Origin of the sequence: Nostoc sp. NMS8 (assembly GCF_017115045.1) — a bacterium.
In the GTDB taxonomy this organism is placed as follows: Bacteria; Cyanobacteriota; Cyanobacteriia; order Cyanobacteriales; family Nostocaceae; genus Nostoc.
The window spans coordinates 124053-137375 of record NZ_JABXKK010000092.1; the positions used below are offsets into that span (position 1 = coordinate 124053).

Annotated in this window: 7 protein-coding genes; 4 read left to right on the forward strand and 3 right to left on the reverse strand. The window is 43.8% G+C overall.

All coding sequences use genetic code 11. The features are described 5' to 3' along the window. Positions 1–439 precede the first annotated feature (439 nt). Positions 440–1057: a hypothetical protein gene (locus HWQ39_RS20410; protein ID WP_292848994.1), complete on the forward strand. Its 618-nt coding sequence runs from the start codon at positions 440–442 to the stop codon at positions 1055–1057. Between the two features lie 125 nt (positions 1058–1182). Here HWQ39_RS20410 and recN read toward each other — a convergent pair whose 3' ends face one another. Next, a complete protein-coding gene (recN, locus tag HWQ39_RS20415; RefSeq protein WP_292848996.1) occupies positions 1183–2934 on the reverse strand; it encodes a DNA repair protein RecN in 1752 nt (583 codons plus the stop codon). A gap of 273 nt (positions 2935–3207) precedes the next feature. On the opposite strand from recN, the gene HWQ39_RS20420 reads away from it, so the two are divergent. Next, entirely contained in the window at positions 3208–5220 is a 2013-nt protein-coding gene (locus HWQ39_RS20420) for an AarF/ABC1/UbiB kinase family protein (RefSeq protein WP_292848998.1), read from the forward strand. A 397-nt stretch (positions 5221–5617) separates the two neighbouring features. Here the strand turns inward: HWQ39_RS20420 and cysC are convergent, their stop codons facing one another. Then, entirely contained in the window at positions 5618–6163 is a 546-nt protein-coding gene (gene cysC, locus HWQ39_RS20425; protein ID WP_366932287.1) for an adenylyl-sulfate kinase, read from the reverse strand. 834 nt (positions 6164–6997) lie between these two features. Between cysC and HWQ39_RS20430 the strand changes: the two genes are divergently transcribed. After that, complete coding sequence (locus HWQ39_RS20430; RefSeq protein WP_292849002.1) at positions 6998–8101, forward strand: TIGR03032 family protein; 1104 nt, start codon at positions 6998–7000, stop codon at positions 8099–8101. A 65-nt stretch (positions 8102–8166) separates the two neighbouring features. After that, positions 8167–12567: a cadherin-like domain-containing protein gene (locus HWQ39_RS20435; RefSeq protein WP_292849004.1), complete on the forward strand. Its 4401-nt coding sequence runs from the start codon at positions 8167–8169 to the stop codon at positions 12565–12567. Positions 12568–12690: 123 nt separating this feature from the next. On the opposite strand, the gene HWQ39_RS20440 is transcribed toward HWQ39_RS20435, so the two are convergent. Next, complete coding sequence (locus tag HWQ39_RS20440) at positions 12691–13125, reverse strand: hypothetical protein (RefSeq protein WP_292849006.1); 435 nt, start codon at positions 13123–13125, stop codon at positions 12691–12693. Between the last annotated feature and the right edge of the window lie 198 nt (positions 13126–13323).

Consider the following 13323-nt stretch of genomic DNA (forward strand, 5'->3'; position numbering starts at 1 on the left):
TCTTATAATAAAGCGAATATCATCATTTATCACTATAGATGTTGAATGCAATATTTGCTCACTATCTTTATATAAAGGATATTAATTGTTCATCTGCTGATAGATATTTTACAGCTAACTACCCTGAAATCTAGGAAAAATATCTACCTTTTTATTACCAATAACTAAAGTTCTGGGCGGGATGTCTTATGTCGCTTTCACCTCGTCAGGTTAATTATCCTCTTGATGTAGATGGTTAACAGCTTGCAATCACATTGATTCTGCAAATGCGATCGCGTCGTTGCTTGAGATTACCTGAAAGTAATCTTAGTTATGATTATTGATACAAGCCCAGTTGGTAAGCCACAATATTAAATACCAAGATCGTTTTTATAAGTGAGCATTATGAGCAATAACCTCTCATTAGACGCTGTAGAAGATTTTAACTGAGGAGACTTCGATGAATAAGGAATCGCCTTTTGTAGAAACCAACGGATTGCTCTTGTATAAACAAGAATGCAAAACTCCAGAATTTTTAAACTCATCTTTTTGCATACATCTATTTGGGGAACTAGTTGTCGTAGATCATTATGTACTGCTGTTTCCTGATTCACAAACCCTCACAGACTATGCTAAAACTCTGGTCAATTATGATGCCAAAATTACGGAAGGGCCAGGAAAATGGCCTGATGATTTTTGTCCAGAGCAAAACCTATTGCCTGAAGATGCTAGCATGTACTTTCTCTCAGCCTTAATGCCGTCAGGCATGATTTTGGTACTGCTTGCACCGAACGCGCCAGATGAACAGATTGCTAGCTTATTTCAGGAGCAAGGTTTCAATACTGTCCATCATGTTGCCATTCTTGTTGATGATATTTATACAGCAGCAGAGGTGTGGCAGAACAAAGGCTTTATTCCTCTATCTATGACTCCTCAAGAAGATGGCTCTTTATGCCAATGGTTTTTCCGCAACTGGGCAGGCCAAATTCTAGAGCTAATCTGCCGTAAATGGACGGGTAAAGAAACTTTTTCCTGCGAGAATATTGCTGGTTTACGCCTTTCAGAATTGGCAGCGTGAAGCGAGCAGGAGGCAGGGGGCAGGGAGCAGGGAGCAGAGAGCAGGAGGGAAACCCCATATTATATATTTAGTTGTTCTGAAACCTTTGATTGCTGGGGAATCCCTCTGCTCCCCTGCCTCTTTGCTCAAGTATGCTCTCCACGACGGTGGTTAGCAGCTTGTAATAACAGAGATTCGGCAAAAGCGATCGCATCACTTGCAGATTTACCACCAGCTAATTGTGCTAGTTCTTCTCGGCGAGTGGTTAAGTTATCCAAAGTAGTAACTCTGACAACGGTACGCTGTTCATCAGCATTGACATTGTTAGCTTTTTTACCCTTGCCTTGATTAATAGTTTGCTTATCTACGCGGAAATGCCGATCCGCCATTGCCGCAACTAAAGGTTGGTGAGTAACACATAATACTTGGTTGCGCTGGCTTAGTTGGTGTAATTTTTCCGCGATCGCTTGGGCTACCCTTCCCGAAACCCCAACATCAATTTCATCAAAAACCATTGTTCCAGCCGCATCAACCTGAGAAAAACAAGCTTTCAGCGCCAATAAAAAGCGACTCATTTCCCCGCCAGAGGCAATTTCCGTTAACGGTTGCAGTGGTTCTCCAGGGTTGGAACTAAATGTAAAAGTAATTTTATCTGCTCCCATCGCAGTTGGCGCAGCTGGTAATATTTCAACCAGAAACTTCACTTTTTCCATCGCTAGGGGTTTTAGTTCAGCTATCAAACGCGATTCTAAATTAGCAGCCGCCTTACTCCGTAATTGAGTTAAGTGATTACTTGCTTGGGTGAGTTTTTCAAAGCACGCCTTTTCTTGCTGTTCCAAGTTTTCGATAGATTGTTCGCTGTCGTTAAGTTGGGCTAATTCTCCTTGGATACGTTGGTAATATGCGATCGCTTCTGTCAGTGTCGGCCCATATTTGCGGCAAATTTGCTTTAATTCCTGAATCCGTTCTTCCACCTCTTCCAATCGCTGCGGATCGGCTTCCAATCCGTCCCCATAAGCATTAATCTGCCTTCCCACTTCCATTACCGCAGCTTGCGCGTCTCGCACCAATTCCAACAGGTGTTGTAGTTGGGTATCATATTCCACCATGTCATTTAATATCGCCTCACTGTCTCCCAATAAATCTCCGGCGGCGGGAGTTTCATGATCGTTTTGATACAAAGCCTGATAAACCTTGTAACTCATTTGCTGCAAATCGACGACATGATTCAGGCGTTCCCGTTCTTGTCCCAACTGTTCCAATTCATTAGGTTCGCTGAGGTTGGCTGCTCGCAATTCTTGCACTTGATAAGCGAGCAAATCTAGCTGTTGCAACCTTTCCCGTTCTGATGTCCGGCGTTTTTCTAGTACTAAATGCGCCTGTTGATAAGTACTGAAACTCGTAGCAACTTTATGACGCTGCTGTATCAAGGAGTCGCCACCATACAAATCTAACCAGTCCCGGACTTGGGCTGATTGTCCCACTTGTACAGTTTGACCTTGGGCTGTGATTTCTACCAAGCGATCGCGCATTCCTCCCATAATCTGCCGATTTACCAACACACCATTCACCCGCGATCGACTACGGATATTACTAGCAGTGACCGTGATTTCTCGGCTAATGACTACGGAATTTTCATCAAGCAAATCTATTTCTTGTTCAGTCAACCAAGCCGCTAGGGGTGCATTTGAGGTGAAAGTCGCTTCTACCATTGCCCGACTTGTCCCCGTGCGAATGACTCGACTAGAGACTTTACCGCCCAAAGCAGCATCAATGGCATCCAAGATAATCGATTTTCCCGCGCCGGTTTCACCTGTCAACACATTTAGTCCTGCGCCAAATTCTAATTCCAGTTGGTCAATTAGGGCAAAGTTTTCAATTCGTAGGCAGAGCAACATCAAGCCAAATTCTCCATAAGGGCAGATGCCGGATACTTCCAACTTACAGGATAATAAGTCTCATCTTTGAGCAACTAGCAATACCTAATACTATTGAACTAGTATGCCCGTTTAAGTGTAGCAGACTAGTAGGGAGTGGGGAGTGGGGGATGAGGGAGATGAGGAAGGAAGAAATAATTAATGCCCAATGCCCAATTCCCCATTCCCAATCCCCAATTTCTAAACATATTGTTACAATACTTAATGTGATCGTTCTGACTGGTGGCCTTTTTCATGATTGTTAAGACACTTCCCCCTAGTTCCCGACCAATTCAGGAGGACAGTCACAACGGCACAAATCGCCGAGGTGAACTGGACGTTATTGATATAGTGCCAGAAAAAAATGGTAGACAAAGCTTGGTTGTGCCGCAGATCGGCCCGTCGCAGACATCGCCAAGACTCTTAGCCGCTCAACAGTTGAGGACAACAGCCCAACCTGAGATACTTTACGATCCTGTGGGTATAGCGGCGCATTACCAAAATAGAAAAGTGCAAGTTTTACGGCGGATTTTCGCCGTGTTGGGGCCAGTTCTATCCTTTGTTTTTGGGCTGTGGTCGGATAGTAAACGGGGAATTGTCGTCAAAAATGACCGCCGCCGAGCTACTCAGCTACGAGTATTGCTGACTCAATTGGGGCCTGCTTACATTAAAATTGGCCAAGCTTTGTCCACCAGACCGGATCTGGTTCCTCCCGTATATCTAGAAGAATTAACTAAACTACAAGATCAATTACCGCCTTTTCCCAACGAAATTGCTTACCAGTTTATCAGAGAAGAACTAGGTGCGCCTCCAGAAGAGGTTTACGCCGAACTCTCGGCCCAGCCAATTGCTGCGGCTTCATTGGGGCAAGTCTATAAAGGTAAGCTAAAAACTGGTGAAGAAGTCGCTGTTAAAGTTCAACGCCCTGACTTAAGAGAGGGGATTACCATTGACTTGTATATCTTGCGTAACCTTGCTGCTTGGGTGCAGAAAAAGGTCAAAAAGGTAAGAAGTGATTTAGTTGGGATTCTTGATGAATTAGGCGATCGCATTTTTGAAGAGATGGACTACATCCACGAAGGCGAAAATGCTGAACGATTCTTTGGGCTATACGGTCATATAAAAGACATATACGTACCGAAAATTTACTGGGAATATACCAATCGTCGCGTTTTGACGATGGAGTGGATTAACGGTACAAAATTAACCCAGACAGCAGAAATTAGTGCCCAAGGCATAAATGCTCGTTACCTCATTGAAGTGGGAGTGCAGTGTTCTCTGCGTCAGTTGCTAGAACACGGATTTTTCCATGCAGATCCCCACCCTGGTAATTTGTTAGCAACAACCGATGGCAAATTAGCTTATCTCGACTTTGGAATGATGAGCGAGATTAAGCCACCACAACGTTATGGTTTAATTGAAGCGATCGTCCACGTTGTCAACCGCGACTTTGAAGGATTAGCAAAAGACTACGTTAAATTAGATTTCTTATCACCAGAAACCGATTTAACACCAATTATCCCAGCTTTTGCGAGAGTCTTTGCTGATGCCGAAGGAGCCAGTGTTGCCGATCTTAATATTAAAAGCATCACCGATGAACTATCGGCTTTGATGTACGAATATCCTTTCCGCGTACCACCCTACTATGCCTTAATTATTCGTTCCCTCGTGACACTCGAAGGTATTGCAATATTCATAGATCCTAACTTTAAAGTCCTCAGCGAAGCTTATCCCTACGTTTCTAAACGCCTTTTAACAGATCCAGCACCGCAATTAAGAGCATCATTGCAAGATTTGCTATTTAAAGATGGCAGATTTCGCTGGAATCGCTTAGAAAACTTGTTAAAAAATGCGCGTAACAGTCAAGATTACGACTTTAACTTAGTGCTGAATCAGGGCATAGAATTTCTGTCATCTGAACGCGGCGCTTTCATTCGTGACAAACTCGTAGATGAATCTGTTAACGGACTCGATGCTTTAAGTAAAAATGTTTTGCATAACTTTACCTCCCTATTGCGGGAACGGGTAGGATTGACAGCAGTTAATCAAACTCCAGCAGCAACAGTTGAGCAACAACAAACCTTAGAGCATATCAAACGTATATTAGGTATTCTCCGAGAAACACAAGGCTTTGATCCAATTCAACTAGCATCACAAATTGCTCAGTTATTGGTAAATTCAGATGTACAACGTTTAGGTCAACAAATTGCTAACCGCTTTACGCAAAAGGCTGTAGCTAGATTAATTCGGCAATTATTAGCATCGTAGTAAAAGTTATGAGGCAAAAACTTTCTTTACAGCTATTTTCAGGTAAATAGACCACGCGGTAGGGGCACAGCATTGCTCATACGTGTCAACTTAAGCTTTAGCGAATGGAATTCGCGGCTACACAGGCAAAGTCCGCCTCCGCGGACTAATTAAGGTCAATTCAAAGTTTTGAAACCTACGGAGGTGGGTTTTGTTTGTGTAGACGCGGTTTCTAACCGCCCATTTCGCCTTAAGTTGACACTAATGAGCATTGCTGTGCCCTTGCGGTTCCCCGGCTTGTACCCCTGCGGGGGTCTTGCTACGCGTAGTGTCTCCCCTTCTCCCAAAGGGAGGGCTAGCGCCAAGGGAGAAGCAACTGGCGCAGCGCAACAGAGAAAACAGAGATTTTTTTTATGAGTCACCTTGAAAGGGCTACTACATAACCCAACTCTTGCAGCTTTTCCAAAACCTTAGTTGCACTTTCAGCAACAATTTCTTGGTTAGTTTGACATTCAACTTCAGGATAGAGCGGTATTTCATAAGGATCGTCAATACCAGTGAAGTGCTTAATTTCCCCGGCTCTTGCTTTTTTGTATAACCCTTTTACATCTCGCTGTTCACAAACCTCTAACGATGCATTGACGTAAACTTCAACGAAAGATGGAATACTTTGGCGCACTTCTTGCCGAATTTCGCGGTACGGTGAAATTGCCGAAACCAATACAATTACATTATTTCTGGTAAGAAGGTGAGCAACAAAGCCAATACGCCGAATATTCTCCTCTCGATCCTCTTTACTGAAACCCAACCCCTTGCATAGGTTTTGACGTACCGCATCGCCATCCAGAACTTCAACTCTGTATCCCTGTATCCGCAATTTCTTCTCCACGAATTTACAGATAGTAGTTTTACCTGCACCACTCAAACCAGTGAACCATACCGTCACACCACAATATTGTTGTATCAACTTACTCCGCCTTATACTTCAAATGGCACACCCAAAAAAGCTTTTTTAGGTAATTTTTCAGATTCAGATAGCAATTTTATTTTTATAATCTTTTTTTAGCAGTAATTTCAGGCGTTGCTTTACAGATGGTGTCAACTTAAGTTGAAACTCCTTTAAAACCTAGTTCCGAGTCTCCGACTGGGAACTAGACAATATCTAAAAGCTGGTTCTAGGCTTGGTTTCACGTTAAGTTGACACCAATGGCTTTGCTCGCAATCACAACATTATTTATTTCGGGGAACACTATTTGACTCATTGTAAGTGAATAACTACATAATTACACTTATTTATAATTAAATATTTAATACATTCAATAGCAATGTTTGTGATGAGCTACACACCTACGCACTTTCTTAAAACTAACGACAAAATTCGCTTCTATACAAAGAAATATACTGATACAGCTTGCAAGCTATTAAAGTTTTAAGCAAATTATATCTTCAGTATATATACAGATTTTATTTAAATAAATAGTCTCTAATATAACAACAGGTTACAAAATCAGATTTAGGGCTAGGAAATTATAAAAACTAAATTCAAAATGTCTGCAAAGTTAGACACAGTGCAGCTTTATCGTGGTATGACCTGCTATCTGGGAACGATCTCTTTTGGGTTCTGTCTCTGATGCAGGTTTGTTTATTGACAATGATGACACGCCTGGTCGTCTTTGTCCTTAATTCGTAGCGAGCGATTTATCGTTCAGTTTCAACAAGGCTAAAGCCACTGACTATTTTTATATTCAACTAAGTCCAAATTTCCCCAACAAAATTTGAAATTTAATTCAACTTATTTATGTTAGCCACCTCTACCACTACTGCCCCAGAAGAAAATAACTTAATTCAGTGTGATGCCGATCAGGAATTTATCTCCTGGCTGAGTCAAGCCGGAGGCTCAGTTGCTATCACCACCTACCAAGCTGGAAAACTGGCAGTTGCGGGCTGGAATGGTCAACAGATAACCATGCTGTTACGCCAATTTTCCAAACCAATGGGGTTAGCAGTTCATGGTTCACGTTTAGCACTGGCTAGCCAGCATGAAGTCTGTTTACTAGCCAATGCTTCCGCATTAGCTTATGAGTTTTTAGAAGACCAGCCCGGACGCTATGATGCCCTTTATCTGCCACGGATGACATATTTTACAGGCGACCTGAACATTCACGACCTGGAATTTGGTAGAGAAGGTCTGTGGATTGTCAACACCCGCTTTTCGTGTCTTTCCACCTTGAGTCCAGACTTTAGCTTTGTACCGCGCTGGCATCCCAAATTTATTTCCCAAATAGTGCCAGAAGACCGTTGTCACCTGAATGGATTAGCGATGGTGGATGGCAAACCCAAGTATGTGACTGCCCTCGGTGCGACAGATAGCGTTGGCGGGTGGCGACCAGGTAAAGCCAACGGTGGGGTCGTAGTGGAAGTAGAGAATAATGAAATTATTGTAGATGGATTATCAATGCCCCATTCCCCAATCTGGCATGACGGATTTTTGTGGCTACTAAACTCTGGTGCTGGAGAAATATGGCGTATTCACCCAGAATCAGGGGACAAACAGGTAGTCTGTGTGCTACCTGGATTTCTGCGTGGGTTGTGCTGCGTGGGCTATTACGCCCTAGTGGGATTATGCCAAATTCGGGAACGGCATATTTTTGGGGGGTTGCCTATTACCCAACGGTTTGAGCAGTTGCTTTGTGGTGTGGCAGTCGTGGATTTGCGAAATGGGCAGCAAGTGGGGATGCTGAAGTTCACTACAGGTTGTCAAGAACTTTATGATGTGCAGTTTCTTGCTGGTGTACAGCGTCCGATGGTTTTGAATCAGGAACGAAAAGAAATCCGCCAAGCATTTACAGCACCTGAGTTGAACTACTGGCTGCGACCAAGTGCGGTGATTCCTAATGACTAGGGAATCTGTTTAATCAGTGCGTAATTGTTGAAATCAAATTTTTAGTTTTTAAGAGAGGTTTTTTCATGACTGAATTTCAAGTTAATACTTACATCAACAATAGTCAATCTAACTCCACAGTAGCGATAGATCCAAATGGGAATTTTGTTATTTCCTGGCAAAGCTTTGGTCAGGATACGGATAAGAATGGGATATATGCCCAACGCTACAACAGCGCCGGGGTAGCTCAAGGGGTCGAATTCAGAGTCAATAGCACCACTAGCGGCGATCAAAATAACCCCACAATAGCCATAGATGCAGCTGGGGATTTTATCATCTCCTGGACTGGTCAGGATACGGATAAGAATGGGATATATGCCCAACGCTACAACAGCGCTGGAGTAGCTCAAGGGAGCGAATTCAGAGTCAATAGCACCACCTTAGGTAATCAAAATAACTCCACAATAGCTATAGATGCAGTTGGGGATTTTGTCATCTCCTGGACTGGTCAAGATGCTTCTGGCAGTGGAATATATGCCCAACGCTACAACAGTTCTGGGGTGGCTCAAGGGAACGAATTCAGAGTCAATAGCACCACCAGCGCTAATCAAAATAGCTCGACAGTAGCGGTAGATGCAGATGGGGACTTTGTTATCTCCTGGCAAAGCCTTGGTCAGGACGGGGATTACTATGGGATATATGCCCAACGCTACAACAGTTCTGGGATAGCTCAAGGGAGCGAATTCCAAGTCAATACCACCACCACCACCACCCTCTATCAACTTAACCCCACAATAGCGATGGATGCAGGTGGGGACTTTGTTATTTCCTGGACTGGTAAAGATGGGTTTGGTTATGGAATATATGCTCGACGCTACAACAGTTCTGGGGTAGCTCAAGGGAGCGAATTCCAAGTCAATAACACCACCACAGCCGACCAAAAGAACCCCACAGTAGCGATGGATGCAAATGGGGATTTTGTTATTTCATGGCAAAGCGATGGTCAGGACGGGGATAATAATGGGATATATGCCCGACGCTACAACAGTTCTGGGGTGGCTCAAGGGAGCGAATTTCTGGTCAATGACACCACCGTCGATAGTCAAAGTAACCCATCAGTAGCGATCGCTGCTGATGGTAACTTTGTCATTTCCTGGCAAAGCTTTGAGCAAGACGGGTTTAGTGATGGGATATATGCCCAGCTATACAAGAACAATGGGGCTCCCCCGATAATCACCTCTGGTTCTGCCTCTGCTCTGGCGTACACCGAGAATGCTACTACAGCCATCGATTCAGGCATCACCGTTACTGATACAGACTCCGCTAACCTAGCTAGTGCTACTGTCAGCATTAGCAGTGGCTTTATTTCTGCTCAAGACACTCTCACCTTCAACACTCAAAATGGGATTACGGGCAGCTACAACGACAACACAGGTGTTTTAACCTTAACTGGCAGTTCCAGCGTTGCGAATTATCAAGCCGCACTGCGTTCCATTACTTATACCAACATTAGCGACAACCCCAGTACTACACCTCGTAGTATCAGCTTTATAGTTAATGATGGGAGTACTAATAGTACCGTCGTTACTCGCAATATTAATATTACATCGGTGAATGATGCACCCATTGCTACTGTTACCAACTCTGCTGTGGCATACACCGAGAATACTACTACAATCATCGACTCAGGTATCACAGTCAGCGATGTAGACTCTGCTAACCTCTCCAGTGCTACTGTAAGCATTACCAGTGGTTTCGCCTCTGCTCAAGACATCCTCGCCTTCACCGGACAGAATGGGATTACGGGCAACTACAACAGCAGCACAGGTGTTTTAACCTTAACTGGCAGTGCCACCGTTGCTAATTATCAAACAGTACTGCGTTCTGTTACTTATACCAACAGCAGCGACAACCCCACTACTACACCCCGCACCATCAGCTTTGTAGTCAATGATGGGACTGATAATAGTACTACCGTTACCCGCAATATTAATATTACGGCAGTGAACAATGCGCCCATTGCTACTGCCACCAACTCTGCTCTGGCATACACCGAGAACGCTACTACAGCCATCGATTCAGGTATCACAGTCAGCGATGTAGACTCCGCTAACCTCTCTGGTGCCATCGTCAGAATTAGCAGTGGCTTTATTTCTGCTCAAGATACCCTCGCTTTCACCAGCCAAAATGGGATTACGGGCAGCTATAACAGCAGTACAGGTGTTTTAACCTTAACTGGCAGTTCCAGCGTTGCGAATTATCAAACCGCACTTCGTTCTGTTACTTATACCAACAGCAGTGATAGCCCCACTACTACACCTCGTACCGTCAGCTTTGTAGTTAATGATGCGAGTACTAATAGTACTACTGTTACCCGCAATATTAATATTACGGCGGTGAATGATACTCCTGTTGCTCTTAACGATAGCATCACCACAAACAAAAACACACCTATTATCATTAGCGCTACTAGTCTGTTGAGCAATGATACAGATGCGGACAATGACGTATTGAACATTACTAGCTTCACTCAATCTAGTCAAGGAAGCGTAATTGACAACGGCAACGGTACTTACACTTATACTCCTTCGCAAAACTATTATGGCTCCGATGGCTTCACTTACACTATAAGTGATGGACATGGAGGCACTAGCACTGCCACCGCAAACTTGACCATTAATGAAATCACCCCTCCGATTAATGGCACTTCCGGTGCAGATAAGCTGACTGGTACAGTGAATATGGATATCATCTCAGGATTGCAGGGCAATGACACCCTCCAAGGACTAGGTGATAACGACACCCTTAATGGCAGCGATGGAAATGATTTATTGGATGGTGGTACAGGAGACGATAGTCTCATCGGTGGTAAAGGCAATGACATTTATGTTGTGGATAGCCTTGGTGACACTATTGTTGAATCCGCCAATGCAGGCACAGATTTAGTCAAGTCTTCAGTGAGTTGGGTATTGGGAAATAACCTGGAGAACTTGACCCTGACTGGAAGTGGGGCAATCAATGGTACTGGTAACAGCCTTAAGAATATCCTGACGGGAAATACTGGCGCTAACAGCTTGAGCGGAGAAGGTGGCAATGATAGCCTCTTTGGTGATTCCGGCAATGACACCTTGTTGGGTGGAATCGGCAATGACACCTTAGATGGAGGGTTGGGATCTGATAGTCTGATTGGTGGAATCGGTAATGACACTTACATCGTAGACAACCTGAACGATATTATTATTGAAGGCTTAAATGCAGGCACAGATTTAGTTAAGTCTTCGGTAACTTGGGTGTTAGCAGATAACCTAGAGAACTTGACCCTGACTGGAAGCGGGGCAATCAATGGTACTGGTAACAGCCTTAAGAACATCCTGACGGGAAATACTGGCGCTAACAGCTTGAGCGGAGAAGATGGCAATGATAGCCTAATTGGTGGTGCAGGCAATGACACCTTGTTGGGCGGTGCAGGTGATGACACCTTGGATGGAGGGTTGGGAGTTGATAGTCTGATTGGTGGAATCGGTAATGACACTTACATCGTAGATAACCTGAACGATATTATTATTGAAGGCTTAAATGCAGGCACAGATTTAGTTAAGTCTTCGGTAACTTGGGTGTTAGCAGATAACCTAGAGAACTTGACCCTGACTGGAAGCGGGGCAATCAATGGTACTGGTAATAACCTCAATAATATCCTGGGGGGAAATACTGGTGCTAACATCTTGAGCGGAGGAGATGGCAATGATAGCCTCTTTGGTAACTCAGGTAATGACACCTTATTAGGCGGTGCAGGCGATGACACCTTGAATGGAGGTGCAGGGATTGACAGTCTTGTTGGTGGAGTCGGCAATGATATCTATATCGTAGACAACGTGAACGATAGTGTTATTGAAGTCTTAGATGCAGGCATAGATTTAGTCAATTCTTCGGTTACTTGGGTGTTGGGAAATAACCTGGAGAACTTGACTCTGACTGGAACTGGGGCAATTAATGGTACTGGTAACAGCCTCGATAATATCCTGACGGGAAATAATGGTGCTAACACATTAGCAGGAGGAGATGGTAATGATAGCCTCTTTGGTAATTCAGGCAATGACACCTTGTTAGGTGGTGCAGGTGACGATCTACTCACTGGTGGAATTGGTCGAGATGTATTGACTGGTGGAACTGGGCGAGATAGCTTCAACCTGGCTACTAGCCGTACTGGAGGCTATGATACGATCGCTGATTTTACTGTTGGAGAAGATACTATCTTCATTTCCAGTACAGAATTCGCACTGGGTCAATCTCAAAATACTACGCTCAATCCTAGCTTGTTCCGACTTGGTACCGGTGCCACAACAACAGGCGATCGCTTTATCTACGATCAATCTACGGGGAACCTATTCTTTGATAAAGATGGGACTGGTAGCACTGCACAAGTTCAAATAGCCCTGTTATCAAATCAGGTAGCGCTTACTAGTGCAAATATTACTGTCATTGCCTAACGCCAACTGACTATAGCAAGCATTCACACATTACCCAGTAAGAGAGAACAACTCTTGCTGGGTAATTTTTCATAAATACACACCTGGGTGCTGTGCCTTTAAAAACAACACAATTGCAAACGTTTAACTTTCCTCTTGGGGATAACCATTTTTCTCGCGTTTGAGGCTTTCTTCTAAGGCTTGAATTTGTTCGCGACGAGCTTCTAATTCCAAGGAACGCCGCGCTAAGTCTTGATTTTGCAACGTCAGGGATTGTCGCCAATGTTCTGCTCGCTCGGCTTCGTGCTGCAAAAATTCCGGGGTAATGCCGATCGCGAGGTAGCTTTGTACCAGATGGAGTATCCAGTTGGTGGCATCTTCTATTTTTTCAATATCGCCTGTAGGGGAAAGTTCCACTAAGACAAGCAAGTTTTCACTCATGATCTTTCCTTTTCCCAGCAAAATGAAAGCTTCTTCGGGAATTATCGCCCACAAGTTATCAGCTTCTTGACGCGCCAACAAGCGTAACTGGTGCTGGTCTAAAAAATCGTTTTTACGCACCTGGGCTAGATACAGCATGAGGGTCGCTTCGCTCCAATTAAAAATTAAAAATTAAAAAAAATTAATAAAATAATAAGTCCCAGAATTTATATTTGGATTTTGTTAATTGGTAATGGGTAATTGGAAATTAATAACTCTTCATATTACCCATTACAGTAATCTAGGACTTACGCATTGACAAAAAGAATCATCTATGGAGTCTAGATAATGCCATCA